We start from the raw sequence: 26,655 nt of genomic DNA, 5'->3' as shown, positions 1-26,655 counted from the left end.
AATCTACTTTTTTAAACCAAAAAAGGGAATTTTTTCTTGTAAATCATTGTGAAAAAAAATTTATGTAAGGAAATCCACAGACTAATTCACAAACTTTCAACATTGTTTGTAATTGCATTTTTACAAAAGAGCCTATGTAAATGCAACTTTTACAGAGAGTGTGATTTCGGTTGTATCATAGACGTATCATATATTTAGGCAAGGGACAGACATTACGCGGTCACAGACAAAAAAGACATGACTCCGCAATACCCGATGGAGCTCCGACTTCCTATATTTGGGTCGGGATTTACAAGGGATTTTATGGAAATTTTAAAACCGATGGCCGTTCACCCGCACTTGATCGTGCTGTACCCGCAAAGTGAATTCGCGGAGCTCCCGCTTGAATTGGGGACCGTGGTGCTCGGTCGCGGACAAGACGCCGACATCCGTTTTGAAGACGAACTGGTAAGCCGCAGACATTGCGCACTCACGTTTGACGGCCAGAGCGTGACGGTCGAAGACCTCGGCAGCACGAACGGGACGTTCGTGGACGGTAACTATATAAATAAGCAAATTCTCGATTCGGACAACAGGCTCCAGATTGGTAAAATCGTACTGAAAATCGCCTACAAGGATTCGAACGAAGAAGCATTTAGTCGTGAGCTTTACGAAGCGGCGACGTTGGATGAACTGACGGGGCTTCTGAACCACCAAACATTCATGGACCGCTCGGCAGGTGAACTTGTAAGCGCCCGCCGTGGGGGTGCTTTCGTCCACGTAGCGATGATTCGCGTGGATGGATTCAAGCAACTGACGGAAACCAACGGCGAAATGTGCGGCGACCTGATTTTGAAGGAAGTAGCAAGGCTATTGAACGACGAGAAGCGTGATTCGGATTTGCTCGCACGCAACAAAGGCGAAAAGTTCATGCTCCTCATGAACGGGATTTCACCCGAAGACGCGAAAAAGCGCGCCGAAAAAATGCGTTTGGTCATTGAACGCCACATATTCTCATGGATGGATTCCAGAATCCCTGTGACGATTTCCATTGGGCTTGTGTCGCGCCAGGGCGCCGAAGTCACGCAGATGAACGAGCTCATCGCCGAAAGCGATGGACTGCTCAACACTGCGCCCTAGATGCGCGGGATGTTTTTGAGTTCGGCGCGGAGCATGATGATGGCGATAAAGGCCGTCACAAAGTCCGCGATGGGCTGAGCCATGAACACGCCACGGAGTCCGAAGAAACGCGGCATAATAAACAGGAACGGAATCAGCAAAATAAGCTGACGGCAAGCGTTTAGGAACATCGAACGCCAGGCTTTGCCCGTTCCCTGGAAAAAGTTACCCGACACCATACCTAGCGGTACAAACGGCATCATGCAAATGAAGGTGCGGAGAGCTTTGCACGTGAGCTGTTGCATGTTCTGGTCGTTCGGCACAAAAGGCGCCACAAACGCAAGCGTATTCGTCATCATGAGAATCCACGCAATCACGATGAACGCCGTTGCATAGAGCATGGTGAACTTGAGCGCGTCACGGACACGGTTGTTGTACTTTGCGCCGTAATTGTACCCGATAATCGGTTGAGAGCCCGTCACAAAGCCCATAAGTGGCAAAACAATCATGGAGACGATACTCATCAGGATTCCGAATGCGGCAATTGCCTGGTCGCCTCCCGTCATACCGTTCACTATCGGCAAGTCACGAGTACCATACGATGTGAGGCTGCGGGCCAAAATGGCGTTCACAAGGCTGTTGCTAATCTGCATAATGCTCGGCGGAAGGCCAAGAATGAAGATTTTGCGCACATACGGGAGGCGGAGCTTCATGTAACGGCGGTTGACCTTGATAGGCGTCGTCTTTTTCACGAAGAACTGCATCACGGCAAGGCCGCCGATGAACTGGCTCAAGACAGTCGCCCAAGCAGCGCCCTCAATGCCCCAGTTGAACTTCATGATGAAAAGCCAGTCTAGAATCACGTTACTGCCAGCGCCAATCATCACGCGGGTCATGGCCGTTTTCGGGTGGCCCATGCTGCGGATAAAGTGGTTCATGCCGGGGACAATCGTCTGGAAAATCGCACCGCACAAGATGATGCGCATGTAACTCGAGGCCACAGGCAAAAGCTGGTCGCTAGCGCCAAAGAGCTTGAGGAGCGGCTCCATGAAAATCTGGCCAAGCGTAAAGGAGCTCACCGCCATAATGATGAGCAATACAAAGGAGTTGTTGAGGATAATGGCTGCCTGCTGGTACTTGCGTTCGCCGAGACGGATGGCAAAAAGCGTGTTGCCACCCACGCCAACCATCATGGACATCGCCATAATGAAAAGGGCAATCGGAAAGCAGATGGTGATGCCGCCGATGCCAAGGCTACCGACGCCCTGACCCACGAAATAGCGGTCCACAATATTGTAGAGCGCTTCGACGAGCATACTGATGATGGCAGGGACCGAAAACTGCAAGACAATCTTCGGGATACTTGCCGTCCCCATCGCGTTAAGTTTTTTATTGTTTATTACATCTTCCATAAACACACCCGTGAGGCCCGCAAGACGCAAATGGTTGGACTAGATGCGCGGAGCCGCTCAAAATAACCGCAAAATGCGGAAAACGTCGCAAAAACCTCGTTTTTCGCGCGCAAAGATAGAAAATTTGGGGGCAATTGCCAAGCTTTTAATTTAGATAAGAAAAACGCCTTCTAGTGCTTTTTCTCAAGAATCTGGAGCGCCTGCTCGATGATGGAGGGCGACAGTTTAAAGATATCGCTGAGCGTCTGCACGCGATCGGCGGGCTCAATTTTCGTCATTTTTGAGCCTGTAGCATTGCGGACGACGAGGTTCCCCTTCTGGTAGTAATACTGGATGCCCTTTTCGCGGTCAAGGCGGTTCAAGACCGGGTAGGTCATCATTTCGCGGTAGAAACTCTCGTTCCAATGGTGCTTGAATTCTTCGACGGAAACGCCTTCAACAGGGTACTCGAAGCGGAGCTTCATTGGCGCGCCTGCGCCACCTGTCCAGAGTTCCATCGATTCAAGCGTCGGGCGCACGAGACGCACGCAGTTCGGGGAAAGCGGGAAAAACGCTTCGCCGGTGCCAAACGGCTGCGGGAGCGGCATCTGGAGCGGGTCGAAAATCAAGTAACCGGGGTCGAGAAGGTATGAATTAGACGAGAGAACCGACCCCGGCACGGAGGCCGGGGAGACATTTGCAGAAAAGGGTTGCCCCGGGGTGACAAAACTATCATCGGGATCGGGCAAGATGAGGGCGCAGTGGATGTTGCGCTCTTTGCGCTTATGGCCCATGACAAGACGCGGCTTGAAGCCCATGTCTGTGAGCGCCTGGTAAAGGTGCCACGTCATGCTAAAGCAGGTGCCGCCGCCCATCCAAGAATCAATATCATTCTGGTCGCTATCGTCAAGCTTGCGGGCGCCAGTCGCGCTCCCCGTCTGTTCCAGACGGATGATTTTCGTCAAATTCTCGTAGGTGATGTTCGAAATCTGGTTGCAGAGATCGACAACCTTTTTCATGTTCTCGGGAGTCATTGTCGCACCTAGTCCATTTCGGTGGGGATGCCGCCGAGCATGCTGCAAATTTCAGGGCCAATGACGCCATTTTGTATGGCAATAGTGAGCAAGCGCTGTTCAATTTCTTGCGGCGGGAAGCGAAGTCCGGCGGAAATTTCAGCAGAAGCAGCATCGGAAGAGTCTTCAAGAGTCGCGGCTTCTTGAACCAAGCGTTCGGCAAGGGCAGCATGGAGCGCAAGCGACGTATCAATGTACTTTAAATGTGTCGGCTCCTCAAGAATGAAGTTCAGCGGACCTTTATCATTGAGCACTTTTTCCGTGGGAACAGCCTCGCCGTATTCATCTTCGACACCCATATTGGCAAGAATTGCCTTGGTCGAGAGAAGTGCTTCCGTCAATTCCGGGGCTGCAAGGGCATTTTTGACACCCGTCGCCGTCACAACAAAATCGGAATTTTCAATCAAGGAGGCGACAGTTGCATAGTCATGGCAATCCACGACAGCCACGTCATTTTGCTCAAGGACGGCAGAAAAATCGCCTGCAGGCATTGTTTCAGGAGCCGCGGAATGTTCAGCATTTTCGGAATTCGCTGTTTGAGACTGCCCGCGTTTCAAGTCCGTCACAACGGTCACATTGCAGCCTCGGCGCACGCCCTGGAGCGCAATTCCGGAACCAACTTTGCCACTACCAAAAACCAATAACTTCTTGCCTTCGAAATCGCCTCCAAGGCCCAATTTTTCGAGACCGCGGAAATAGCCATCGCCTGTACCCAGGGAGGTTTCGATCCGCTTTACGATACCGCTATCGGCGACGTAAACCGGTTTTTCGGCATCTTTATAATAGTGTACACCCGAACGTGTGAGTTCCACAAAGCCAATTTTCGGGTGGAGTACCGCAAAAGGCCCCGCACAGTCGAGCACCAAGTCCACAAACTCGCCACGAGATTCGGCTTCGAGCATTTCGGCAGGCGTTACGACGGGTACACCCCATTCCCTCATAAAGTCCACGACATCGGGGTCGTTAAATTCCGAAAAACCCACAAGAAGGTCGGCTCCGCCCGCCACGAGAGCACGGTATTCAGTCATGGTGTTGCGGTAAATCGGGGTTGCCACCAGCACGCGGAGGCCATCAAACGGACGGGTATGTGTCCATTCGCTTTCAAGCGCCGCAAGTGCGGGGTATTCGTTTTTTTCGTAAACTTCGTCCAGAACGGAGGAGAGAATCGACTGTAAATCCATGTAGGGAAATATAGAATTTACCCCTCCCCTGTTGCATTACTATACAACAAAAAGAAATTTAACGTGGGACGGTTCCTTATATACGGGGGTAAATTATTTTCGCATAATACTATTAACAAGGTGTGGATAATGAACTACAAAAAAATTTCTATTGCCTCTGTCGCAGTTGGAATGTTCGCAGCAGGCGCCGCATTCGCGCAGGATGCAGAAATCGCAACCTGGTCGGGTTTCCGCAAGGGTGCAGCGTCTTTCACGTTCGATGATGGCGCACCGAGCCACGTGACCGACGCTGGTCCGATGTTCAAGAAGTATGGCTACAAGGCTACCTTCAACCTGGTGGTGAACTGGAACCCCAACTGGAGCGGATTCCAGGGCCTGGCCGACGAAGGGCACGAAATCGCAAGCCACAGCAATAGCCACGGCAATAACATGAGTGGCGAAGAAGCTTCTTCGAAAAAAAATATCGAAAGCCATATCAAACAGAAATACGGTATTATCACTGTCGCCTACCCGAACTGCAACGTGCCTAACGAAAGCGCGGTCAAGCAGAACTACATCGTGGGCCGTATCTGCAACGGCAGCTGGAAGGGCATGAATGATGAAATGGGCAAGGATGGCCCGAGCAACTGGGCCCAGGTCCCTGCCACCATGACCGGTGCCGAAGGCCAGCTCAAGAGCACGAACGACTTTACCGGCAGAATGCAGAAAGTTATTCAGAGCAACGGCTGGGCGGCATTCCTCACTCACGGTTTCCAAGGCAAGAACAACGGCAACGCCAACTACTCCCCGACGGATATCAACGCCATCGATGGCGCGCTCAAATGGGCCCAGCAGAACGATAAGGACATCTGGGTTGCCCCGATGGGCCATGTCGCCATGTACCTCAAGGAACGCAAGGCCTCTAAAATCGAACCGCAGGACGGTGGGGCAGCAAACACGATGGCTTTTGAACTCAAGCACAGCATCGCAGACAACATTTCCAAGTACGATTATCCGCTTTCTATTCGCGTAAAGAGCGACTGGAAGAAGGTCGAAGTCACGCAGGATGGCGCAAAGCTCGAATCCAAGGTCGACGGCGGTTACATTTACTTTGATGCAGTCCCGAACGCAGGCAAGATTGTCGTGAAGAACGCCGCCGCAGCCGCTCCGGAATCTTCCAGCAGCGCTGAACCGCCACAGTCCAGCTCCAGCGAACCGGAAGTTTCTTCAAGCAGCACAACCGCTCTCCCAACGCAAGCATTTGACGGTCGCCACCTCGCAGCCTACGTGGACGCAAGCGGTTACATCACCGTTCAGAACGCCCAGGGTTTGAGCATCACAGTGTTCAACAGCCTCGGTAACGTTGTCCGCACTACAAAGGGTCTTGGCCTTGAACAGAAAGTTTACACCGGCGCCAAGGGTGTATACGTGGTAAAAATCGGCAATAAAGCCTGGTCTTTGAAGATCAAGTAAAATTTCGCTGATTTAAAGGAGAAACTCCCGCTCAACCGAGCGGGAGTTTTTTATTCAAGGAGCTATGGGATTAATAAGAAACTACATCGGACCTACAATTATTGATAATATATGATGCATACTTTACCCAATGGGGATCTTTATAGGGATTGTCTCTTTGCATAACGCAATTTATCCATGATTCAACATGAGCCTCCCCCAAAATATAATACCGATTACCTTTGTACTCACTGAATATTCCATTTTCGGCATTACAATCCTCTATAAATTGAGCAGTCAAAAGAGAATCTCTGGTTTGAAGTCTCATCTGAACATTTCCAAAACCTACACTAACACTATAATATTCGCTAATTCTATATACTTCATTATCCTCTATAAACCATTTATTTTCGTTCACGCAGCCAACGTTATTTGTAACATCATACGCCAAAACAGAATGGGATATCGAAATCGGTCCATGCAGTACACCATTTTCATCTAGCATAGAATAATAATCCCACCCTTTATATTCTACATACGTAGTATCAATATCGCCCATACTGAGTATTCGATTTATTTCATTATTATAAAATTCATCGCCATCAATCGTTTTTATAGTATTCAACTGAAAAGTACTATCATGAGCCAAAATAGCTGAAACAGCACCATTAGACTTAGAATCTTCTTTATATTTAGCCAGCATGGCGCGTTGCACATCGCTACTTACTACATTTCCAAACAAAGTTTTTACTTCAGACATCGTATTAGGTTGTTCATCAACACCAACAATATTGTTCTCGGGCGATTTATCGGAGCAAGCGGTAATGGCGCCCATCACGCTCATGGTAGCGAGCGTAAGCGGAATGATTTTTTTGAAGTTCATAATCTTTTCCTTTATATAAAGTTTTTAAAGATATAACCTTTTATATATTTAGTCGCCTAAACCAAACAATTCATCAAAATTCTGAGTTGTTACACAACCTTCGATAATATGCGTAGCATACTTTTTCCAATAAGGATCTTTGTATGTCAGGACGCCATCAACTAATTTAGGATCGATTCTACAGCCCAAATCAGGATAAAATTTAGGATCATCCGTCAGTTCACCATTTTCAAGAGCACAATCCTGTCTAAACTGATCCCTCATCGTTGAATCTGTGGACCTAAAATATTTAATAGCAGCAGAGTCCGGGACTCCAGAAACATCTACGAATCTAAAGTATACATCATACCAATTATCCAAGCCGGTGCAAGTCAATTCGAGAGACGAACCGGGTTCTACGTTTTTAAACCCATGTTCAAACAATAATCCTCCATGAACGAAGCCCTCTTCGTCCTTCATTAACGCATAAGTCTGATAATCATTATCATACCCTCTAGCATTCTCATCAAAGATTATAGAACCATCTTTATTGAGGATTATTTGAACAACTCTGTCAAAAGATTCATAAGCATTAACCGTATCTATTTGTTCAGCAGAATCTCCGGCCAGATAAGTATAAGCAATCGCCGTTTCTTTACGTACACTTCTAAGAGCTGCTAAAGCGCCTTCTCGATCAATTTTCCAACCTTGCAAAGAGCTACTTGAGCTCAACGAGCCCAACTCTACAGACGAACTAGAACGTTCAGCCATCGTATTAGCCTGTTCGTCAGCCCCCACCACTTTATTATCGGAGCAAGCGGTAAAGGCCCCCATCACGCTCAACGCAGTGAACGAAAGCGGAATGATTTTTTTGAGATTCATGGTTTCCTCCTTACACTTTTTCCGTCAGCGGGAAAAGCTGTAAATTTAAACGATAAACTTGGTTGATCTTCTTGGATTCGCTAGCGATAGCAATAACTTGTTTGCGGAAACGATCCACTTCTTCAGAGATGCGTATTACTGTAGCTTCGTCAACGCCAATCGTCACACCCGAAATGTTGCGTTCACCCGGAGCGATTTTTTCAATAGCTTCACGGGCAAGGTCTATCATCTGACCATTCATGGAGCGGAGCGCAAGCTTAAGCGCTTCACCTGAACCCGTAATGACTTTGTCTGTCTGTTCGTAGACGTTCTCGCCAAGTGACTTAAGCAAATCAAGTTTCACCAAAAGCTTTAATGAATCACGGACCTGTTGCGCCGTAAACGTATGCTTGATTTTCTTGGCAATTTCACCCGGAAGTGCGCCAGGCATCAACGGAGCAAGTTCACGAACAACGGAATTCACTGCCGTTTCGTAGTAATCAAACGCATCAGCATCCAACACTCTAGCACGCTGTTCGTCTGCAAGCCCCTTCATTTTGAGGAACGCTTCTTTTTTCTTGTCATCGTCTTTGGCATTCGTGAATTCAACCATGAGCTTGAAATACTCCTGTTCAAAATCATTCAAGTCCATCGCGGCAGCCACAAGCGGGACGCCCACGCGGCTCAGCGAGCTCTTGCCATCACATACAAGTTTTAAGTATGATGGCGACGAGAATCCGGCGATTTTGGAAAATTCGCGCCACGAGAACACAGAACTTCTCTTTCGCCATTCAAAATAATCAAGCATGTACTTTCGGTAATCTTGATATTCTGTTATCGGTTTCATATTTAACCTCCTTACAGGCTCAAATATACGTCATTTGTCAGTAACTCGCAATAGATAAAATGATACAAAAATCTTGATTTTTAGCAGAAATACGTAAATTTTGTAAATTTCAAAAATTTTTAAAATTTAATGTATCACCAGAAAGCGTAGATGAATCAGGGGCGTTTATTGCAATTACAAGAATCTAGTCGGCAGAACTTAGATCTTAGAACTTAAAGAATTGCTTTGATGTTGTATTTTCTAAATTTGGGGTATGAAACCGTGGAAATTGTTGAGTTCGGAATTTTTGGTGGATGCGCCGTGGTTGAAGGTCGCGAAGGAAACGTGCGAACTGCCGAGCGGCAAGGTCATCGATGATTTTTATACGTTATGGCAACCCGACTGGGTTTTGATTCTTGCACGCACAAAGGAAGGCAAGTGGGTCATGACGGAACAGTACCGCCACGGAACGGGAAAGATTGCGCTTGAGTTTCCGGCAGGGATTATAGACAAAGGCGAAACACCAGAAGAGGCCGCCGTCAGAGAACTGCAAGAAGAATGCGGTTATCGCCTCGAAGAAGGGAGATGCCCGCTCAGTGGCGGGCATGACAACGTAGCCTACATCGGGTCGTTCCCGGTGAATCCAGATAGGCATCGCGGGAAGTTCCACGTGGTGTTTATCGATGGCGTGGAACGCTTGGGCAAAACGAGCTTTGACGATACGGAAGATATCGAAACGTTCCTGTACACGGACGAGGAATTCCAGGCAAAAGTTGCCGACGGCACGTTCAATCACCCGCTTCAAATCGCAGGCTATTTCAAGTGGAAATTATCGCAATCCGCCTCCCGATTTTAATTCTCGGGCTGAACGGCGTTCCCGGCTTTGCACTTTTTAGGCATTTCAACAAATTGTACGGCAGCGCGACCGTTCGCGAGAACGTGCCGGGCATTATCGGGATTCGCCCCATCAAGCATCCGTGCGTTTTTGGAGAAAACGTCTTCGGCGTAGATGCCGAAGAAACAGAACGATTGGGCGAACTTTTTGAGAAATTCCGCTTTGGTACCGTTATTGACGCGAGCGGAAATTGCGCGCTTAAGGCTTGCGAATGCGACCCTGCCCGCAGCCGACTTTTGAATTACAGTCAGGGCGTTGATGCAGCTACATTCGCAGCACGCTACAACGCGACACTCATCCGCATTTCTGCCGACATGGTCTTTAGCGGTGACGAGAAGACAAAGCCAAACCGCCCGTACGTAGAAACCGACCCCAAAGACCCCATCCACAATTACGGCAAGCACCAGGCCGAAGCCGAAGACGCGATTACCGCTATCAAGCCTGACGTCGTGATTCTCCGCGTGCCGCTCCCGATGGACTATGCGCCCGGCGGATGCGCCGGTGCCATTGACTGGATTACGTACCGTTTCCGCCCCGGTCGCCCAGCAACCTTGTTCACCGATGAATTCCGCAACCCGCTTTCGGGTCCGGACCTTTGCCGTACCGTGCAATACATTCTTGAACATAAATTCCCCGCCGGCATTTACAACTGCGGCGGCCCGCGTAGCGTATCGCTTTACAACGTCGGTCAAATCGTGAACGCGGTCGGCGGCTACCCCGCCGAGCTCCTCCATGGAGTGCCGCGTATCGAAGGCGGACCCATGCCCCCGCGCGTTGGCGACTTGAGCATCAATTCCGAAAAACTCTACAAACTGCTCCCGCCAGGTTTCATCAAGCCGTGGCCAGTCTTTGACGAGCTCGTCCCCGACAGTTTCGACTGGCACAAGACTTTTGGTCGCCACATAAAAGAAAAAAGCAAGATGGGTAGCGACGAGGCTATCACCAACTTGCTTGTAAACGGTATAGATACAGGTTTTATCCGCGAGTTATGCGGAACAAAAGCGTAACCGCCTTGCGGCCGCCGCCATCGCTACCATAGTAGTCGTCTTCAAATCCGACAACATTCGTAAATGAGAGCGCAACGCCAATCGACCACGTTTCGCTCACCCACCAATCCTTCCCGACTTCATAGCGTAAGAAATAACTTTCCGTCGCCACGTCATCATAATTGTCTTCTACACGAACACCTAAAGCATCAAGACCACCGGAGAATCCAAAATAAAGTCCTCTCAACGGCGAAGATGGATCGCGGAACGGATAAACGGAGAAACCGACACCAAACCAGCCATAAGCGGCTATCGCATCAAATTCACGCCTGTAATAAGATTTGCTATTCTCCGACTGAAAAATCAAATTGCCATTTGCATCGGGGAGATAATATTGTTCAATATTATTTTCTTCACGTACCGCTGTACCCCTATAAAGACCACCCATAAAAGTAAAATACAAGGCGACGACATTTCCAATTGTTCCGCCAAACCTTAAATCTAGCGAAGGAGCTTCAGCGCCGCTAAATTCCCAATGTCTTTTAGGTCCCCAATATTTAACACTTTTTACAACATATCTATGCGAAGGATTATCCCAATCTCCATCTTCACTACGATGCGAAACATATTCATCTTTGGACAAACTCATATAAGATAAGCCAAGGCCAACGCTGAAAAAGCTACCGCGATGTTCGCAAGGAACCGCGGGCTTATTTACTTTAGGCATTTGAGCCCAAGCCACCGACGCGGCAATTAATGCAACGATTAATACTTTAAACATTTTCATCGTCAATTATCCACGCGTCATACGGAAAGAAAGCGACAGTACATTATCGGACTTATGGGATTTGACGGTTTCCCAAACCAAGCTACTATGGGCAAAGCCAACTCCAAAGCCAATCGCATAATGGTCATTGATCCACCATTCCTTGCCCGCTTCCAATTCAAAGCCAAAGCCGCCATTACCGGTAGCACTATCATTGCCACCATTGATCACAGCCACAAATAAAGTATACCCCAACGAGGCGCCGACAAAGAATCCGTTCATCGGAGAATTCTTGTCACGAAACGGATAGAAGGTCGCACCAAAGCCAAAATACGTTCTAAAGTTGTATGCATCGTTAGAAGTCGGATCATCTATACCATCTATTTGAGCCATATTGACGCACCCGGCTTCAGTGCAGTATTCTTGATACCTTTCATTGCTGTAATCCACAGTTCCCATAAAGAACCCAACATTAAAAACGGTATGGAAAGCAACCAAATCAGCAATGGCGACACCGAACTTGAATTCACCGAGCGCAAAAGAATATCCATTGTACTCATAGATTTCAACATCATGACGCTGACGATTTTGGTATTTATCTGTATCGTCAAGGCTATTGTCAAACCAGTTATAGGCAATGCCAAAAGACGTGCTATTGTAGAACCCACGGTGTTCACGCGGGGCGGATTTGCCGATTGTAGGGACAGACTGAGCGTTTGCAATTACAGCAACGCACAAAATAAAGAGTGCAATAAGTTTATTCTTCATATTTCTTATAAAAAACGTTTAGTTTGAGCTAAATATAACAAATTCAACAAGACGGAAATCCCTCCCGGAACGGAGTCCGGAATGACAAGGGGGCGGGAATGACATCACAATTAAAATTTCGCAATAAAGTCTCGGTGAAGTTGTTTGTCACCGTACTTATCTTCAGCACCGGGCGCTAAATCAGCTTCGGAATAACCGCTTGAAACACGCAAAAGCAAAACCTTACGGGCCGTTTCATCATAGCTAAAGTGGATGCGGAACGTGCGGTAAGCAAGCACACCCGTTTTAGAATTTTCATCAACAGCCAAGCGACGGCGGGAGCTGTCAAAAACATCTTTGGAAAAATTTCCGCGAGAAAGTTGCACCTGAGCAAAGCTTTCCAAATCAAATGCACTATGCTCTGCAATCCAACGATTTTGTTCAGCAAACTCAGCTGACATTTCAACCGTCCACAACTCCCCCACTTGCTCTTCAACCCAGCCCGCTTTCGCATCGGGGAAGGCATCGGCCATCGGGATGTACGGTTTGATATCGAGTACGGGCGTTCCATTCAGCAGGTCGGCTTCATCGACGTATAACGTGAGCCCTTCGACTTTCAGGAGCCTCACGCAACTAAGTCCAATCGGATTTGGTCGGTAAGGACTGCGGCTTGCAAAAGTTCCCACACGGTCTTTACCCTTGGGCGGTACAGGCGGGCGCGTTGTCGGGCGCCAGCCCTCGTTCTCGTGGAACAAGAAAATCACCCAGATGCGTTCAAAGCCATCCAAGTCGCGAAGCGCCGTTTCGAAATTCATTCCCGGCTGCAGTTCAATACGGCCCGGATGCCCTGCAAAAAGACGCCCCTGGCGAGGAGCATCATACTTGTAAACAGCATCACCGTAGAATGTACCGATAGGCGTCATTGCAATTAATTCTTTTCTGCAATCCTTCCATACCGGATGTAATCAATTTTTCCGGTAAAGAATCGGTCGGCATGCAAAGACTGATGCATTGAATCATAGCCAATGCCAAGACCATATCTGTCAACATCAATATTGATACGCTCAGACAGCTGCGTCACGACAGTTGTTACACCATCCAGGGAGGCATTCATCGAATACACCGTTTTTCCGGTCACAGCCGACTTCACCGGGAAAACTTTAACACGGACGACATGCCATTCGTTCATCGACACCGTACCAATTTTAGGAGTTTCCCAAGAGCTTCGAATACTTGTATCGCGCATGTGGAAAACGACATCAGAGCCATCTAGACGTACCTGCCAACCATCGACACCGCTTCCAGGAGGTTCGGCCACGAAGATATTGCCCATAATCCCCGGTTCGGTAGGCATGAAACGGACTTCGATTACAAAGCCTTTACTATTAAAAGTATCGTTCAACGGTATAAGCAGGCCATTTTCTCCGTTGAAAATAATATTCCCACACGCAGCAGACACTGGAGGCACATTGTCTTCAATATACGCATTATTATTTCCAATATAGTCGCGCCCTAAATCGTTAGGATTATTGAATTCATACGCCACTTCGTAGCCACTTAAATCATCCGTATTCTTGACATCATCGCACTTTAGCTTATCTGCGTTTTCGGCAACCACTCTCGCTGTCTTGTACGTTGTGCTAATCCAACTTAACGTTTCAACGGGACCTTCGCTAGAACTTGACAACGATTTTGCAGAAGAACTTTCGACAACATTCATCGATGCACGAGAGCTCGAAGAAGCAACCTTTGAGTTTGATGAAGTCCGTGTACCATTGGACGGATTTTCTGTACCACCCTGGGCGACATCATCATATTCAACATCGGCTTCGGCCACTGTGTTTCCGTCGCACCCAAACAAGCCTAAGCTCAAAGCAACGGCAACTCCTGCAATAAATCCTAACTTCATCTCTAGCTCCTTTTTAACGCACGAATAAATAACCCGGCGCCATAGAATATTAATATAAAAAAAGCCAGCCCGCAAAAGGCTGGCCGGTCAAGAGTTTTACGTTATTTAAGGGGAGATGAATAGTTACTATTTATACCTTTTTGAACCACGGATCAACACCTCCATTGGCGTCTTCTCGAGCACGCTGATCAGCCATACCACGTTCGTAAGCCTTTTTCATTAGCTCGTAATCCCGCAAAATGCGGGCTCGAACTTCAGGAGGTTCCGGTTTTACATTCTGCATCGCCTCACGAAAGCGACGAGCATCTTCGCCAAAGAGAATCGGAGTTTCACGAATGGGTCTAGCCATGGTTTTCATAATATAAAATGTTCAATTTTCAAAAACAAGGGGTCGCGCTGCACGCCATTCATTTTGCAATCAACTGTTAGCAAGAAGCGAAAAAAAAATTCAAAAAAGCGAGCACAATGAGAGCTAGCGTTTCGCTTTAATGCCAATGAGCAATGAAGGACAATTCAATTACCAGACGCCCTTTTCCACCAAATAGTTCCGTATAATCATCACCTATACTAAAGATTGTTTTTAAATCTACAGAAAACAAATCTGAAATAATAAAGCCAGCACCTAAATATGGGAAAAATCCAACAAGGCCTTGGGTTTCTGGACCTACAGCTCCAGACCTAAACTCAGGATTAGTCAGAACCACATTAACCATACCTCCAATATAGGGTAATACAATTGGAATTACTGAATAATTCAATTCAAACGCAACAGCTATTTGCATCGGGCCTTGCTTTTCGGCCCAATTCTTTTCATCGTTTTCTGTGAGGTAAACAAGCCCCAATTCTGTTCCTAATTCTAAAGGGCCAAATTTTGTAGAATACTGACCACCCAAAAAAAGTTCAAAAACTTGGCTGGAAATACTCTCTTTGCCAGTCGGTGCAGTCATCTCCGCAAAAAGAGCGACATTGGGAAGAGCCTGAAAGCGGACTCCAGCACTCAAATTTTGAGCACCTGTATAAAAACCTTTTTCCATACAATAAAAAGAAGGATCCCTCGAACCATCATCGTACGGAGCTAAAGCTTCCAAGCACTCATCGTAAGACGAACTAGCAACAACAAACGGAACACTAAAAAAAGCTCCAAATTTGTAGCAGGAACAATTCGTGTTTTTAAAGCAACACCATACTGCTTATGTTTGCTGTCAGCAACTCCATCTACCATCAAAAAGCTAGGAGCAATCTTAATTTCACCACTATTTGCCGCCGGTACAGGATACAAACTATACGAAGCAAAAACAAATGAAGCAAATATCGTTAGCCCTAGTAAGATTTGTCTAAACATAAGCAATCACTACTTCTCGTATTCTACAGCCAAGCCCCAGAAATTGCAATTGTATTTTTCATCAGTCAAAGCAAAAGATGGCAACATGCCAAAAAGACCTACATCAAAAAACCTTTGCGACGAATACTTTTCAGTATGGATATCCAAAATGTTATCTACGTATATAACACTTCCATCCCCAAGCTTTATCATTTTACCGACAAATTTGTTCAAAAAACCAATTTCAGAACATCCAATATTAGCAGATTCGTACTGATATGTAACAGGCGTCATCTTTTTTATTTTCAATGGGGTTATTGGGATTGTCGGACCAGAAGCGGGCGAATTTGGCTTAATTGATGCACAAGAAGCCAAGAAAAAAGCAGCCATAACGGCAAAGAGAATATTAATTTTTCTCATTTTTTATTCCTTATTTTAAATAAACCAAAGATAAACATCCAAACCTATGGTAAACACATTCGAAGAAATACCATAATCAAAATCTATTTTCTTCAACGCATACGATAGAGACAAAGCTGCTTCAACATTCCAGCCCCACAAAGGCCATGAAGTTCCTGCAGAAATCAACAAATTAGGAATCACATCATTTCTGACAGGAACTGAAGTTTCTTGCCGTTGTTCCGAAAATTCTGTATAGCCACCCACACCAAAAGAAACAAAATATGACGTTCTGCTGCAAACCGAGACATCATACACATCTTTACCTTTTGAGATGTAATCAAGCTCTAAGCCCAGTTGTCCCCATATTTTACCCATAACATGATAACGGAAAGAAATTGGTAAAGCATATTGATAATAAAGCAAACTACGTTTTTTATTTTCTGTCAAATACACAGTTTTTTCCATTGATTCCATCATAGAATAAGTATAAGTTGAAGAGAACTCGTTTCCAACATTTAATTCAACATGATTTTGCTGAACCTTGCCAAGAGACTTAAAATAAAGCAAATGAAAATCAAATCCTGTTACTAAAGCCATTTTATCATTGAAATAATAACTAAAAGCGATTCCCAAAGCATCTTTCGTACCAAGCCAATGCCAACTTCCTAAAGCAGAAGAATTTCCATCAACATTAGGCGCGGCAGTCATACCTACAGGAATTGCAAAAGACAATCTTGCATGAACACCCAAATTTTTCTTTTTTTCAGCAAGACTTGGAGTCGGTGTTTTATCTTCAATTGACGTTGAAGACTCTACCTTTTTCACATCGTCTTCTTTAACATCTGTTTCTGTAGTCAGTACAGGCTTTTGGTCCTGCACGTCCACAAATTCAACAAGCGAATTACTCCTATCTTCGACGAATTCGCTTTCCTGGGCAAAAAGCAATGAAGGAAGCAAAGAAATAGACAACAGAAAACCAGTAAACAGATTTGATTTCATTTCAATATGTTCCGTTTATGTTTTAACAAATCCGGCCTCAAATGTAAAAAAAAGCGAAACATTGTCAAGTTTTTTTGAGTTTTTGACCAAAAATATTGATATAGAACACAGAAAAAACTCGGTAAAATCGAGGCTATCATTCTTCTAATTCACGCAACTAGATTCATCAAGTCGTAATACATAAGGCGCGTATGCGGATCATCGTCTTCGGCATTCATGAAGCGCAATCCATTTTTCTCGTAAAACGGCACCGCATTCAAGTACGCATCGTCAACGTCAACGCAAGCATAGCTGACTGCCAAAGGCTTTTACACCATTTGTAGGATCTAAACGAATAAATTTCAAAAAAAGGGGTCGCACATCTCGCCGTTCATTTTGCAAACAGATGGCGACACGGCTCAAAAATGCGAAAATAAATTTTCGCGCTTTACTCGCCTTGCACACTTTTCTACTTGGCGCTCCTTTGGAGCGCATTTAGTTCGGCTCAGCAATGTCAAAACAACAAGTTGTTTTGCCGCTGCCTTCGCCTTTTACTAAATTTGCGCACGATGAAAGATAAAGCTAAAAAACTCATTGAAAAGTACGAAGAACTGGAATCGGAACTCGGCAATCCGGATGTTCTCGGAGACCAGGCTCGTTACAACAAGATTCACAAGCAGTACAAGGGTATCGAAAAGGCTGTTTTGAAGGCCAAGGAATACCTGCAGATGATGGACGACCTTGACGAATACAAGGCTGCCCTCGGCGATTCCGACCCGGAAATGGTCGCGATGGCCAAGGCCGAAATTTCGGAGATCGAAAAGAAGCTCCCCGAAGTGACGGACGAACTCCAGATTTTGATGGTGCCGAAGGATCCGTGGGACTACCGTAACGCAACGCTTGAAATTCGCGGCGGTACGGGTGGCGACGAATCCGCACTTTTCGCGGGCGACCTGTTCCGCATGTATCGCGGCTACTGCGACAAGATGGGCTGGAAGATGACTATCCAGGACTTGAGCGAAGGCACGGTGGGTGGCTACAAGGAAATCCGCGTGTTTATCGAAGGCGACAGCGTCTATGGAACACTCAAGTTCGAAAGTGGCGTTCACCGCGTGCAACGCGTGCCGGAAACGGAAACGCAGGGCCGTGTGCATACGTCTGCAGCTACAGTCGCAATCCTCCCGGAAGCAGAAGAAGTCGATGTGGAAATCCGCGAAGCCGACATCCACATGGATACCTACCGTTCTTCGGGCGCTGGCGGTCAGTACATCAACAAGACGGACTCCGCAGTGCGTTTGACTCATATCCCGACGGGTGTGGTGGTGAGCTGCCAGACCGAACGTAGCCAGTTGCAAAACCGCTTGCACGCTATGGAAATGTTGCGTTCCAAGATTCTTGACGCCGTCATCGCCAAGAAGGAAAAGGAAGAAGCGGCAAACCGCAAGGCCCTCGTGGGTACTGGTGACCGCTCTGCCAAGATCCGCACTTACAACTATCCGCAGAACCGCGTGACGGACCATCGCATTGGTCTCACCGTTTACAACTTGGACAAGGTTGTCACAGGCGATCTCGATGAAATCATCAATGGTCTCCAGATGGCAAACGCCCAGGAAAAGCTCGGAAAGTTCAACGCTTAAGGGGTCGTGAGGTAAGTCCAATGCCACAGCCGCAGATGACAGTTCTTGAAATTTTGAACCGCACCAAGGTCTTCTTTGAAAAGAAGGGCATTCCTGATGCACGTCTCGATGCCGAGTACATCATCAGCTACGGTCTCAAGATGAAGAACCGCATGGACTTGTACCTGAACTTCGAAAAGCCGCTCACGCCAGCGGAGCTGGACGTGCTTCGCACGATGGTTGCACGCCGTGCAACGCGTGAGCCGCTGCAGCACATCATCGGCGATACAAGCTTCCGCGGTTTCATCATCAAGTGCGACCGCCGCGCGCTTATCCCGCGTCCGGAAACGGAATCGCTCGTAGACATGGCATCGGACAGTCTCAAAGGCATCGAAAAACCGTTCATCGTCGAAATCGGCACTGGCACAGGCGCCATCTCGATTGCTTGTGCTAAAGAAATTGCAGGCGCCAAAGTACTCGCTACAGACGTTTCTGAAGACGCTCTTGCACTTGCACGTACAAATGCTGAAGCGAACGACCTCGCAGGTAATCCCGACGCGGAAAGCGCCGCATCTTCGACCGGATCCACCGCTTCGGCATCCTCGGCAAGTTCCGCAAACGAAGCAAGCTCATTGACCTTCGCACAGGGCGACTTGCTGAACGCAATCACCGCAGACGTTATCGCGAATGTCGCTGGCGACTCCTCCGCAAAAATTGACTGCCTGATTGCAAACCTCCCTTACATTCCGGATAGCGAAAAAGACAAGCTCCAGCCCGAAGTCGCGAAGTACGATCCTGCGCTTGCATTATTCGGCGGTGAAGACGGCCTTGACCTTGTCCGCAAACTTTTACAGCAGACCGAAGGCAAGCTCAAGCCGGGTGCATCTATTTTGCTCGAAATCGGTTCGGAACAGGGCGAAATGCTCAAAGCCGAAGCCGAGAAGTATCCGTGGTTGGAATTCTCGGGAATCCACAAGGACTTCTGCAACAACGTCCGCTTTGTGAGTTACAAAGCGAAATAACGACACTACTAAAATTTGCACGGCACAAGCCGCGTTTTTTAATACCCGGTGCAACCGAGGGCGGAGAGCACAAACGTTTCACTTTCACCCATGCGGTAATACGGAATCAAGTCATCATCATCGATAGCGCTATCATCGTTACCGCTCAACTGCATCAGCTCCCCAATGCGGCGCTTGAAAATGGAAAAGCCGGAATCCCACGGAGACTGTTCCGGAATTTCGACTACATGCTTATTCACTTTAACTACTTTGCGATTCATATATTCACCTTTTGGTGTTTAGTGTTCTTACGAGCACTAATATAGAATCACGACATGTCAGAAGATGACATTTCGAGCAGTAGCTCATTTTTTTTGAAAATTTATTCTACAACAACGGCCTTGACTTGGGCATGACCAGCTTTGTCTAGCCCAAGCTTTTTGCCAGCCGCTTCGCTCAAATCGAGCACGCGCTTCTTGGCATACGGTCCGCGGTCATTCACGCGCACAACGACAGAGGCGCCCGTCTTTATGCGGGTCACCTTGAGTTTCGTTCCGAACGGGAGTGTCCTATGCGCACAGGTAAAGTCGTCACGATCAAAAAGTTCACCGCTCGCGGTCTTTTTGCCATCAAACCCCTTACCGTAATAACTAGCGTCTCCCGTAAAGGTATAACCTATTTCAGCCTTTTTCTGGACGCGGGATGATTTAGTAACGCGGATATAACCCTTGCGATGTGTAGAACCAGAACATCCCGAACAAGCAAGCAGGATACCAAGTACAAACACCAACCAAAAACGATAAGTCATACAACCTACTCAAAGTCGTACATGCTGTTGTACGTATTCTCGAGAATTTCGTCTTCCTTGTTTATAATCTCGGCCTTCTTTTCTTCGGGCTTGGCATTCAAGGTTTCGTAATACTTGGCAGAATTCTTGTTCAGGTTTTCAATCGTCTGAGCCGTACGCTTGCGCAACTTAGCCAAATCGTCATCGGTTGTCGTAAGGCGCGTATTCAGCACGTAGGCAGCACGCTTGCCCCACGGGGTCTGGCCATGCTTATCGCGAAGTTCACGGTAAATTGCAATGGAACTGTCCAAGCGATCCGGATTCATCTGGAAATAGATAGCCTTCATGTAAAGCGCCTGCACACCCGACTGCGTCTGCGGATAGTCTCTGTACACACTATCAAAAGCTGCATAAGCGTTTGCATAGGCGGAATCCACCTGATCCATCTTGCTCACCGGCATTTCCGAAGCCACCGTCCACAAGCTTTCGGCAGCCATGTAGCGGTCCCGGGCTTCATCTTCCTTAGTCTTCATCGTTACGTTCATGCCAATATTTGCCTGAGCCTGCTTGGCATAATCGGTATTCGGGTACTTTTCAATGATTTCCTTGTACAGTTCCTCGGCGGTATCAGGATCGTGCAGGAACTCGTCATAAATGAAAGCCCTCGCATACGATGCACGCATGACGCTTGCCGTATCGTCGGACTTTTCAATCACGTTCGTAAGTCTAGCCACCGCACTGTCCGCTTCGGAAAGCTTGAGAAGGAACAACTCAGCAATCATAAATTCATTCGCAAAGAACGACTTCATGTTGGGAATGGAATCCTTGCTCTGGAGAATTTCTTCGTTGCGGTCGCGCATAGACACAAGTCGCCTTAAAGCATTGCGGCGTTCACGGGATTTCTGGGCATACTCGCTAATCGACCTTGCAATGTAGCTGCTATCGTAATACGACATGGCAAGCTCATAATTCTGCGTCTTGCTCTGTTCATAATCGCCCATATTGAAGTAGCTACGGGACGACTGTTCCGTTTTCGGATATTCCGTGTTGACCTTGTTGAAAATCACGTAAGCATCGGCATTGCGGCCAGCCAAGAGAGTCGTTTCACCAATTCGCACCAGGTAATGCGGGCGCTGTTTTTCGTAGGCTTCGACCTTGTAAAGAGCCTTGTATTCATCCGCAGCCTTAAGGTACTCCTTCGTATTCACGAGGCATTCCGCCGACTGCTCGCCCGCCGTCTGGCGTTCGCGATCGTTCAGGTTTTCAATTTCCTTGGCGTTGTAGTGGTGGTGGGCCTTTTCCCACTGTTCCATCTTAAAGTAAAGCCCTGCCAGGCGGAAATGCGCCTTGCCCTTCATATACGGGGTTCCGCTCGTATCGGCAAGCACAGCTTCAAGGGCCGCAATAGCCTGTTCCGGAGCTTCGGACTTTTCATCCAGAAGCGAGAGCAGGTTGAGTCCCTGGAAATAGTAAGGGTGGTTTTTGTCAGCCACTACAGGTTCCAATGCAAAGCGGCTGATATTGAATTCCTGGTTGCGGTAGAGGCAGTAAGCACGCTGGTATTCCACGGCACGCATGGAATCGTTATCGGAAAAATAACGTTCGTATTCGTCGTACTTGGTAATAGCCTTGGGCCAGTCGGCCTTGTGCCTGTAAGATTCAGCAATGAGGAAAACGGCTTCGGCAGTACGCTTCTTGTTTTTGGGGAAGCGTTCGAGCACACGGGAACCCTTTTCAATGATCTTCTCGTATTTCTGGGATTCCTCGCCACTCGGGTAAGACATGTTTTCGTCAGGAACACTATCCAGACGAGCCATGCGAAGTTCAGTCGCTTCGTCATAGAGCCGTTCTGCATTGAACATATGATTCAGGTAGGCGCAGCAAGTGCAACCTTCCAACAATGCAGCGAACAGAACTAAAGCTAAAAAACGACCACGGAACATATAGCTATAAAATAGATATTTACGAGCTAAAATTCCATAAGAAGCGGCAGATAATCGCAAAGTTTCAGGCCAGAAGGCGGCAAAGTGTTGCGATCCAAGCGAACCATGCGCACTTCGGCCGGTTTTCCGACGATGCGAGCCAAAATTTCGAAGTTGTCGCGAGTTTCCCAGACAGCAGCATCCATGATAGTGCCATCACCGCAATCGGTTTCGCCAGTGTTGTTGCTGATACCAGAAATGCGGGAATTCTGCTTGAGGAGGCGCGTAAAGATTTCGGGCGCAACGCCAAGGTGGTTCGAATTCGAAGCGGAATCAAACACGACCACGTGAACTTCCTTAAAGCGGTTCAGGGAATCAAAGACGACCGTGTAAGTGTGATGGTAAGGATTTTCGTAGAAAGTTTCCTGCCAGACAAAACGCTTCACTTGTTTAAAATTAGACGCAGAGTACTTTCTAAAGAACTCCTGCGAGGAGGCGCCATAGCGAACAAGATAATGTCCTAGTTTGGTCGAGAAATCGTGTTTTCGTTCGGGCATCATGGATTCGCGGAGGCTATCCACAGCGCGGTTCAAGTTAGCCGTAAGACCATTGTTGTATTCCTCGATGGCGGCCTTGCGGACCAGTTCTAGTTCACTCAAGCGAGACTTAATGTCCGGGTAATCCGGGTCGTTCTTGAGGATGTAGTTGAACTCGCGGCGAGCCATGTCAAACATGTGTGCTTTCGTATAAGCGATACCCATCGCTTCACGTAGCGGCAAGTTTTCAGGATAACGTTCGACCAGCGGAGCAAGGATGTCGCAAGCGACCTGGGCGCGGTCCCGAGAAGAGCCTGCATAATGGCCGTTCTTGCCAGGAGCAGTCTTTTCGCCAATCGTCGCCATCGCACGACGGGCCTTTTCATAATCGGGGCGGAACGCAAGAATGCGTTGGTACGTCTTTTCGGCCACGTCAAACTTGCCATTGTATTCGGCCAAGTAACCGCGCAAAAGCATCAGTTCCGAAGAAAGCGGGAACTGCGTCAAGGCGTAATCGACTACGAGTGCCGCACTGTCCAAAATACCATCGTCATGGTAGACTTTAGCCAAGAGTTCAAATGCACGCTGCGAGTCGCCCGAAGAAAGGCTGATGGCGGCACGGCATTCATTTGCAGCATCCTTCATGTTCGAATTCTTGAGCAGAAGCTCCGCATACCAAAGTCTGATTTCATAAATGGATGGAGCACGTGAACTCGCCATCTTTGCAAGTTCGACCGCCACAGTCAAGTTCCCTGCAAGGAGCGACTTGCGGCTGTCCAGGTAAAAGCTAATGCCCGTATTCGGGTAATGCGCCATAAGGCGCCCGATCAAAAGTTCAGCACGGTCACGCATCGGCTCCGACACGGAATCCATGTGGAATAAAGTATTGACTTCACCCCAGACCGCCGCATCCACATTCGGATAAAGAAGCACTAAAGCATCGTAAATTTCGTAAGCAGCCTTGGTCGCTCCGCTACGCGAGAGTTCGCCCGCACGGCGGAATTCGGCCTGAGCCTGCACCGGCAGCCTTTCAACATCGGCCTTGAAATTCGGAGCATCGCCATTCAACACAGAAGTACCCGCTTCGAGCCCGAACGGGATTTCCCCTACGACCGTCTTGGACGGTCCGTATTTGTTATAAAGTTTGAATCCGCCATACGCAAGCAACGCCCCAAAGAAAAAAATCAGAAAGAGGTACGCGGCAGTACGAGGCGCAGTTGAAGGATTCGACATTAGAGATCCAATTATTCTTGCAGGTAGTCTGCCAGTTTTTCTTTGTGTTCTTTGCTCTTCTGCAAGCGACGCAAAGTCTTGTTCTTGATCTGGCGAACGCGTTCACGGCTGAGCTTCAAGTCTTCGCCAATGTCCTTGAGCGTCGTGTCTTCGACCGTATCGAGGCCGTAGAACATGCGGAGGATTTCTTCTTCGCGCTGCGGAAGTGACGAAAGAGTTTCCTGGATGAGTTTCTTGCGCTCTTCGCGTTCCATGTCCTCGTCCTGGTTGCCATCGCTGCCGAGCACGTCCATAAGCGTACTCACGGAATCGGCACTGGAGACACCGGCATCATCGCCAATCGGAGCATCGAGCGAGATATCGACAATCTTTTCCATGACTTCGACGATATCGCGTTCGTAAGGAGCAAATTCTTCCATCGAGATGGTCTTGTCGTAGTCACCGCCATTCTGCATTAAGGCACGTTTGAAGCGGTTCACCAAGGCAAGCTTATTAGGCGGAATGCGGACTGCGCCCACCTGTTCGAACAAAGCCTTCTGGATAGACTGACGGATCCACCACACGGCATAGCTAATGAACTTCACGTCCTTGTCCATGTCAAAGCGTTTAGCCGCCTTGAAAAGACCGAGATTACCTTCATTGATAAGGTCCAAAAGGGAAAGACCACGACCCTGGTACTTGCGAGCAACGCTCACCACAAATCGGAGGTTACCGCGAATAAGGCGCTGCAAGGCAGACTTTCGAATTTCTTCGGTTTCACCGTTCTTGATAATTTTCAACAGCGCCGATTCCTCCTGTGGAGTCAGCGTAGGATACCTATTCAAGTCACGAAAATAAAGAGCTTCGTTAAAATCACTCATAAAACAACACCTTCTTGTCTTGGACAAACCGTCTTAGACTCATTCAAATATGGTTTATTATGCGGATTTCGTCAATTCCTTAAGTTTATCGTATGGGTAAATTCCCGAACGATGACCATCACTAAAAGAAAGACCCACGGCATAACGGCCAATAGACTGGATATGTTCAAGCTTTACATCCAAGGGAACGGTCGATTCATCGAGGAGTTTTTCACCGGTATGTTCATCCACACAAAGTGCGCACGGACAAGCTAAGCGGAGCGTACGGGCATCGCAAGCGGTGCGGCTACCGTCGTTCCATTCAAAACCAAGTTTGCCCTCTTTTGTCCTGAATACTTTCTTTGGCTGGATCATACTTCCTCCACCGGCAGTTGTTCAAAATCGTAATTGAAGTTTTTAAGGACTCCATCGCCTTCGGATTCAAACACAGAAAGCGTGCGGACCATTTTTTCGGCAGCGTCCATAAAGACCTTCGCCGATTCGGAGTTCGGGTAGCGGAGCACGGCCGGAGTACCACAGTCACCGCAGTCGGCAACGGCTGGTTCCATCGGGACTTTACCGATAAGCGGCACACCCCACTTTTCGGCAATTTTCTGACCGCCACCGGCAGGGAAAATGTTGTGGTGTTTGCCGCACTCATCACAAATGAAGTAGCTCATGTTCTCGACAATACCAATCACCGGGACGCCCACGTTATCAAACATGGCAATACCCTTCTGGCAGTCAGCGAGAGCCACCTGCTGCGGAGTCGTCACGACAACCGCACCTGCCATCGGGCAGTTCTGCGTGAGCGTAAGCTGGATATCGCCCGTTCCAGGAGGAAAGTCCACGAGGAGGTAGTCGAGCTTGCCCCAGCGCACGTGGTGGATGAAGTGCTGGATCATCTGCGAAACCATCGGTCCGCGCCAGATGGTCGCCTTGTCGGAATCCGCGAACATGCACATTGAGACAATGCTGATGCCGCCCTTCGCTTCGACAGGCGCAATCGTATTGTCTTCAAAAACTTCAGGAGCCTTGTCTATCCCAAACATGAGACCCATAGAGGGACCGTAAATGTCAGCATCGAGAATACCCACGCGAGCGCCAGAAAGGCTGAGCGCCATAGCGAGGTTCGCCGTCACGGTCGATTTGCCGACACCGCCCTTGCCACTAGCCACAGCAACCACATGCGCCACTTCGCCAATATGCGAATTCTGCGGAGCCTTAGCAGCAGAATTGTCATCGCCCACGCGACCCTGCGAAGAAGTGAGCGTCACTTCGACTTCGGTGGCACCAAGGCTTTTCACGATGGTAATGCACTGGTCCTTGAAGCGGTCACGAATCGGGCATGCCGGAGTCGTGAGTTTCAAATCAAAGGAAACCTTCGTGCCTTCAATTTTCAAGTTTTGAACAAAGTTTAGTTCTACAATATTCTTGTGCAAGTCCGGATCCTGGACCGCACGCAAGGCACTTAAAATATTTTGCTCATTCAATTGCATTTTTACAGCTCGGCTCTACGAGCCTTTGGGCTATGGGATCGCTCGCAAGCTCGCTTTGAGGTATGGGGTTATTTGTTTTTAATTTAATAAATCGCAGGGGGGAGCGATCATCATCGATTGTAGCCCATCAAGTAAATTCCACCGGCGCAGGCGGCAACACCAAGTACAAAGCTTGCTAGCGCGTAAGCTATGAACATCCCGAATTTTCCGCTTTGCAAAAGCGCCAGGTTTTCACTCGCAAAAGTGCTGAACGTCGTAAAGCCGCCGCAAAAGCCCGTCACCAAAAAAAGCTTGAGGTTTGGCGAGAGGCTATCGCACTTGAGGAAGAGTCCCGAGAAAATCCCGATGCAAAGGCAGCCCAAGATGTTTGCGACAAAGGTCGGCCACGGGAACCCGGCGACCTTCGGAATCACAAGCGACATGAAGTAGCGCAACACGCTACCGAGAGCACCGCCAAGAGCAACGAATAAGAAATTCATTTCGGGACCTTTTTGT

General features: G+C 48.0%; 30 protein-coding genes. 6 read left to right on the top strand and 24 right to left on the bottom strand.

The genetic code is table 11. The features are described from left to right. The first annotated feature begins 303 nt into the window (after positions 1-303). Positions 304-1,119 carry a GGDEF domain-containing protein gene (locus tag FSU_RS11865; RefSeq protein ID WP_015732167.1) on the top strand — a complete coding sequence of 272 codons (816 nt, stop codon included), beginning with the start codon at positions 304-306 and terminating at the stop codon, positions 1,117-1,119. Here the strand turns inward: FSU_RS11865 and FSU_RS11860 are convergent. The 3 genes from FSU_RS11860 to FSU_RS11850 form a co-directional block, all read right to left on the bottom strand. Then, positions 1,116-2,510 (bottom strand): MATE family efflux transporter, encoded by a 1,395-nt coding sequence (locus tag FSU_RS11860; protein ID WP_015732166.1) that lies wholly within the window; start codon positions 2,508-2,510, stop codon positions 1,116-1,118. The genes FSU_RS11865 and FSU_RS11860 overlap by 4 nt on opposite strands. 170 nt (positions 2,511-2,680) lie before the next feature. Then, on the bottom strand, positions 2,681-3,523 hold the full coding sequence (locus tag FSU_RS11855) for a hypothetical protein (protein WP_014546634.1): 843 nt from the start codon (positions 3,521-3,523) through the stop codon (positions 2,681-2,683). Positions 3,524-3,531: 8 nt separating this feature from the next. Further along, the gene (locus FSU_RS11850; protein ID WP_014546633.1) at positions 3,532-4,743 is read right to left on the bottom strand and encodes a Rossmann-fold NAD(P)-binding domain-containing protein; all 1,212 of its coding nucleotides are present in this window, start codon (positions 4,741-4,743) and stop codon (positions 3,532-3,534) included. A gap of 129 nt (positions 4,744-4,872) precedes the next feature. Here FSU_RS11850 and FSU_RS11845 point away from each other — a divergent pair, with 129 nt between their 5' ends. Next, the gene (locus FSU_RS11845; RefSeq protein ID WP_014546632.1) at positions 4,873-6,195 is read left to right on the top strand and encodes a polysaccharide deacetylase family protein; all 1,323 of its coding nucleotides are present in this window, start codon (positions 4,873-4,875) and stop codon (positions 6,193-6,195) included. Positions 6,196-6,265: 70 nt separating this feature from the next. Here FSU_RS11845 and FSU_RS11840 read toward each other — a convergent pair whose 3' ends face one another. From FSU_RS11840 to FSU_RS11830, 3 genes are read right to left on the bottom strand one after another with little or no spacing between them, the layout of a single operon-like run. Further along, positions 6,266-7,057, bottom strand: a complete 792-nt coding sequence (locus FSU_RS11840; protein WP_014546631.1) for a hypothetical protein — start codon at positions 7,055-7,057, stop codon at positions 6,266-6,268. A gap of 48 nt (positions 7,058-7,105) precedes the next feature. Beyond that, positions 7,106-7,918 carry a hypothetical protein gene (locus FSU_RS11835; protein ID WP_014546630.1) on the bottom strand — a complete coding sequence of 271 codons (813 nt, stop codon included), beginning with the start codon at positions 7,916-7,918 and terminating at the stop codon, positions 7,106-7,108. 10 nt (positions 7,919-7,928) lie between these two features. Beyond that, entirely contained in the window at positions 7,929-8,744 is an 816-nt protein-coding gene (locus FSU_RS11830; RefSeq protein ID WP_014546629.1) for a TIGR02147 family protein, read from the bottom strand. A 253-nt stretch (positions 8,745-8,997) separates the two neighbouring features. Between FSU_RS11830 and FSU_RS11825 the strand changes: the two genes are divergently transcribed. Continuing rightward, positions 8,998-9,579: an NUDIX hydrolase gene (locus FSU_RS11825; protein ID WP_014546628.1), complete on the top strand. Its 582-nt coding sequence runs from the start codon at positions 8,998-9,000 to the stop codon at positions 9,577-9,579. Then, positions 9,546-10,625, top strand: coding sequence for an SDR family oxidoreductase (locus FSU_RS11820; RefSeq protein WP_014546627.1), 1,080 nt, complete (start codon positions 9,546-9,548; stop codon positions 10,623-10,625). Before FSU_RS11825 ends, FSU_RS11820 begins: the two co-directional genes overlap by 34 nt. Here the strand turns inward: FSU_RS11820 and FSU_RS11815 are convergent. The 10 genes from FSU_RS11815 to FSU_RS16445 form a co-directional block, all read right to left on the bottom strand. Further along, entirely contained in the window at positions 10,594-11,391 is a 798-nt protein-coding gene (locus FSU_RS11815) for a hypothetical protein (RefSeq protein WP_015732165.1), read from the bottom strand. The genes FSU_RS11820 and FSU_RS11815 overlap by 32 nt on opposite strands. Before the next feature lie 6 nt (positions 11,392-11,397). Next, entirely contained in the window at positions 11,398-12,138 is a 741-nt protein-coding gene (locus FSU_RS11810; RefSeq protein WP_014546625.1) for a hypothetical protein, read from the bottom strand. Positions 12,139-12,248: 110 nt separating this feature from the next. Beyond that, positions 12,249-13,040 (bottom strand): tRNA (N6-threonylcarbamoyladenosine(37)-N6)-methyltransferase TrmO, encoded by a 792-nt coding sequence (tsaA, locus tag FSU_RS11805; protein ID WP_014546624.1) that lies wholly within the window; start codon positions 13,038-13,040, stop codon positions 12,249-12,251. Positions 13,041-13,045: 5 nt separating this feature from the next. Next, entirely contained in the window at positions 13,046-14,026 is a 981-nt protein-coding gene (locus tag FSU_RS11800; protein ID WP_014546623.1) for a hypothetical protein, read from the bottom strand. A gap of 130 nt (positions 14,027-14,156) precedes the next feature. Beyond that, positions 14,157-14,384 (bottom strand): hypothetical protein, encoded by a 228-nt coding sequence (locus FSU_RS11795; protein WP_014546622.1) that lies wholly within the window; start codon positions 14,382-14,384, stop codon positions 14,157-14,159. Positions 14,385-14,511: 127 nt separating this feature from the next. Further along, positions 14,512-15,060 carry a hypothetical protein gene (locus FSU_RS11790; protein ID WP_157747950.1) on the bottom strand — a complete coding sequence of 183 codons (549 nt, stop codon included), beginning with the start codon at positions 15,058-15,060 and terminating at the stop codon, positions 14,512-14,514. 41 nt (positions 15,061-15,101) lie between these two features. After that, positions 15,102-15,368 carry a hypothetical protein gene (locus FSU_RS11785; RefSeq protein WP_041917852.1) on the bottom strand — a complete coding sequence of 89 codons (267 nt, stop codon included), beginning with the start codon at positions 15,366-15,368 and terminating at the stop codon, positions 15,102-15,104. A 9-nt stretch (positions 15,369-15,377) separates the two neighbouring features. Then, positions 15,378-15,767, bottom strand: coding sequence for a hypothetical protein (locus FSU_RS11780; RefSeq protein WP_014546620.1), 390 nt, complete (start codon positions 15,765-15,767; stop codon positions 15,378-15,380). Between the two features lie 15 nt (positions 15,768-15,782). Next, positions 15,783-16,748 carry a hypothetical protein gene (locus FSU_RS11775; protein WP_015732163.1) on the bottom strand — a complete coding sequence of 322 codons (966 nt, stop codon included), beginning with the start codon at positions 16,746-16,748 and terminating at the stop codon, positions 15,783-15,785. Positions 16,749-16,897: 149 nt separating this feature from the next. Next, positions 16,898-17,050, bottom strand: a complete 153-nt coding sequence (locus FSU_RS16445; protein WP_014546619.1) for a hypothetical protein — start codon at positions 17,048-17,050, stop codon at positions 16,898-16,900. Between the two features lie 246 nt (positions 17,051-17,296). On the opposite strand from FSU_RS16445, the gene prfA reads away from it, so the two are divergent. After that, positions 17,297-18,364 (top strand): peptide chain release factor 1, encoded by a 1,068-nt coding sequence (prfA, locus tag FSU_RS11770; RefSeq protein WP_015732162.1) that lies wholly within the window; start codon positions 17,297-17,299, stop codon positions 18,362-18,364. 20 nt (positions 18,365-18,384) lie between these two features. Continuing rightward, positions 18,385-19,365, top strand: a complete 981-nt coding sequence (locus FSU_RS11765) for a N5-glutamine methyltransferase family protein (RefSeq protein WP_015732161.1) — start codon at positions 18,385-18,387, stop codon at positions 19,363-19,365. A gap of 38 nt (positions 19,366-19,403) precedes the next feature. Here FSU_RS11765 and FSU_RS11760 read toward each other — a convergent pair whose 3' ends face one another. The 8 genes from FSU_RS11760 to crcB all read right to left on the bottom strand — a co-directional run bounded on the left by FSU_RS11760 (position 19,404) and on the right by crcB (position 26,639). After that, positions 19,404-19,625, bottom strand: coding sequence for a hypothetical protein (locus FSU_RS11760; protein WP_014546617.1), 222 nt, complete (start codon positions 19,623-19,625; stop codon positions 19,404-19,406). A gap of 101 nt (positions 19,626-19,726) precedes the next feature. Next, positions 19,727-20,152 carry a septal ring lytic transglycosylase RlpA family protein gene (locus tag FSU_RS11755; RefSeq protein ID WP_014546616.1) on the bottom strand — a complete coding sequence of 142 codons (426 nt, stop codon included), beginning with the start codon at positions 20,150-20,152 and terminating at the stop codon, positions 19,727-19,729. A 5-nt stretch (positions 20,153-20,157) separates the two neighbouring features. Next, positions 20,158-22,074 (bottom strand): tetratricopeptide repeat protein, encoded by a 1,917-nt coding sequence (locus FSU_RS11750; protein ID WP_015732160.1) that lies wholly within the window; start codon positions 22,072-22,074, stop codon positions 20,158-20,160. 26 nt (positions 22,075-22,100) lie between these two features. Then, a complete protein-coding gene (locus tag FSU_RS11745) occupies positions 22,101-23,822 on the bottom strand; it encodes a tetratricopeptide repeat protein (RefSeq protein ID WP_014546614.1) in 1,722 nt (573 codons plus the stop codon). A gap of 11 nt (positions 23,823-23,833) precedes the next feature. Further along, positions 23,834-24,682, bottom strand: a complete 849-nt coding sequence (locus tag FSU_RS11740) for a sigma-70 family RNA polymerase sigma factor (protein WP_014546613.1) — start codon at positions 24,680-24,682, stop codon at positions 23,834-23,836. 57 nt (positions 24,683-24,739) lie between these two features. Beyond that, entirely contained in the window at positions 24,740-25,036 is a 297-nt protein-coding gene (locus FSU_RS11735) for a DUF971 domain-containing protein (RefSeq protein WP_014546612.1), read from the bottom strand. Then, complete coding sequence (locus FSU_RS11730; protein ID WP_014546611.1) at positions 25,033-26,160, bottom strand: Mrp/NBP35 family ATP-binding protein; 1,128 nt, start codon at positions 26,158-26,160, stop codon at positions 25,033-25,035. The genes FSU_RS11735 and FSU_RS11730 overlap by 4 nt, the downstream gene beginning before the upstream one ends. Before the next feature lie 110 nt (positions 26,161-26,270). Then, the gene (crcB, locus tag FSU_RS11725; RefSeq protein ID WP_014546610.1) at positions 26,271-26,639 is read right to left on the bottom strand and encodes a fluoride efflux transporter CrcB; all 369 of its coding nucleotides are present in this window, start codon (positions 26,637-26,639) and stop codon (positions 26,271-26,273) included. Between the last annotated feature and the right edge of the window lie 16 nt (positions 26,640-26,655).

It is taken from the genome of Fibrobacter succinogenes subsp. succinogenes S85 (genome assembly GCF_000146505.1).
Lineage (GTDB): Bacteria > Fibrobacterota > Fibrobacteria > Fibrobacterales > Fibrobacteraceae > Fibrobacter > Fibrobacter succinogenes.
This window is presented reverse-complemented; position numbering and strand designations above follow the sequence as displayed.

What these genes read in the sequence shown, in the direction of transcription:
- FSU_RS11865 (WP_015732167.1), top strand. Translation starts at nt 304, where the DNA reads ATGGAAATTTTAAAACCGATGGCCGTTCACCCGCACTTGATCGTGCTG.
- FSU_RS11860 (WP_015732166.1), bottom strand. Translation starts at nt 2,510, where the DNA reads ATGGAAGATGTAATAAACAATAAAAAACTTAACGCGATGGGGACGGCA.
- FSU_RS11855 (WP_014546634.1), bottom strand. Translation starts at nt 3,523, where the DNA reads ATGACTCCCGAGAACATGAAAAAGGTTGTCGATCTCTGCAACCAGATT.
- FSU_RS11850 (WP_014546633.1), bottom strand. Translation starts at nt 4,743, where the DNA reads ATGGATTTACAGTCGATTCTCTCCTCCGTTCTGGACGAAGTTTACGAA.
- FSU_RS11845 (WP_014546632.1), top strand. Translation starts at nt 4,873, where the DNA reads ATGAACTACAAAAAAATTTCTATTGCCTCTGTCGCAGTTGGAATGTTC.
- FSU_RS11840 (WP_014546631.1), bottom strand. Translation starts at nt 7,057, where the DNA reads ATGAACTTCAAAAAAATCATTCCGCTTACGCTCGCTACCATGAGCGTG.
- FSU_RS11835 (WP_014546630.1), bottom strand. Translation starts at nt 7,918, where the DNA reads ATGAATCTCAAAAAAATCATTCCGCTTTCGTTCACTGCGTTGAGCGTG.
- FSU_RS11830 (WP_014546629.1), bottom strand. Translation starts at nt 8,744, where the DNA reads ATGAAACCGATAACAGAATATCAAGATTACCGAAAGTACATGCTTGAT.
- FSU_RS11825 (WP_014546628.1), top strand. Translation starts at nt 8,998, where the DNA reads ATGAAACCGTGGAAATTGTTGAGTTCGGAATTTTTGGTGGATGCGCCG.
- FSU_RS11815 (WP_015732165.1), bottom strand. Translation starts at nt 11,391, where the DNA reads ATGAAAATGTTTAAAGTATTAATCGTTGCATTAATTGCCGCGTCGGTG.
- FSU_RS11810 (WP_014546625.1), bottom strand. Translation starts at nt 12,138, where the DNA reads ATGAAGAATAAACTTATTGCACTCTTTATTTTGTGCGTTGCTGTAATT.
- tsaA (WP_014546624.1), bottom strand. Translation starts at nt 13,040, where the DNA reads ATGACGCCTATCGGTACATTCTACGGTGATGCTGTTTACAAGTATGAT.
- FSU_RS11800 (WP_014546623.1), bottom strand. Translation starts at nt 14,026, where the DNA reads ATGAAGTTAGGATTTATTGCAGGAGTTGCCGTTGCTTTGAGCTTAGGC.
- FSU_RS11795 (WP_014546622.1), bottom strand. Translation starts at nt 14,384, where the DNA reads ATGAAAACCATGGCTAGACCCATTCGTGAAACTCCGATTCTCTTTGGC.
- FSU_RS11790 (WP_157747950.1), bottom strand. Translation starts at nt 15,060, where the DNA reads ATGGAAAAAGGTTTTTATACAGGTGCTCAAAATTTGAGTGCTGGAGTC.
- FSU_RS11785 (WP_041917852.1), bottom strand. Translation starts at nt 15,368, where the DNA reads ATGTTTAGACAAATCTTACTAGGGCTAACGATATTTGCTTCATTTGTT.
- FSU_RS11780 (WP_014546620.1), bottom strand. Translation starts at nt 15,767, where the DNA reads ATGAGAAAAATTAATATTCTCTTTGCCGTTATGGCTGCTTTTTTCTTG.
- FSU_RS11775 (WP_015732163.1), bottom strand. Translation starts at nt 16,748, where the DNA reads ATGAAATCAAATCTGTTTACTGGTTTTCTGTTGTCTATTTCTTTGCTT.
- prfA (WP_015732162.1), top strand. Translation starts at nt 17,297, where the DNA reads ATGAAAGATAAAGCTAAAAAACTCATTGAAAAGTACGAAGAACTGGAA.
- FSU_RS11765 (WP_015732161.1), top strand. Translation starts at nt 18,385, where the DNA reads ATGCCACAGCCGCAGATGACAGTTCTTGAAATTTTGAACCGCACCAAG.
- FSU_RS11760 (WP_014546617.1), bottom strand. Translation starts at nt 19,625, where the DNA reads ATGAATCGCAAAGTAGTTAAAGTGAATAAGCATGTAGTCGAAATTCCG.
- FSU_RS11755 (WP_014546616.1), bottom strand. Translation starts at nt 20,152, where the DNA reads ATGACTTATCGTTTTTGGTTGGTGTTTGTACTTGGTATCCTGCTTGCT.
- FSU_RS11750 (WP_015732160.1), bottom strand. Translation starts at nt 22,074, where the DNA reads ATGTTCCGTGGTCGTTTTTTAGCTTTAGTTCTGTTCGCTGCATTGTTG.
- FSU_RS11745 (WP_014546614.1), bottom strand. Translation starts at nt 23,822, where the DNA reads ATGTCGAATCCTTCAACTGCGCCTCGTACTGCCGCGTACCTCTTTCTG.
- FSU_RS11740 (WP_014546613.1), bottom strand. Translation starts at nt 24,682, where the DNA reads ATGAGTGATTTTAACGAAGCTCTTTATTTTCGTGACTTGAATAGGTAT.
- FSU_RS11735 (WP_014546612.1), bottom strand. Translation starts at nt 25,036, where the DNA reads ATGATCCAGCCAAAGAAAGTATTCAGGACAAAAGAGGGCAAACTTGGT.
- FSU_RS11730 (WP_014546611.1), bottom strand. Translation starts at nt 26,160, where the DNA reads ATGCAATTGAATGAGCAAAATATTTTAAGTGCCTTGCGTGCGGTCCAG.
- crcB (WP_014546610.1), bottom strand. Translation starts at nt 26,639, where the DNA reads ATGAATTTCTTATTCGTTGCTCTTGGCGGTGCTCTCGGTAGCGTGTTG.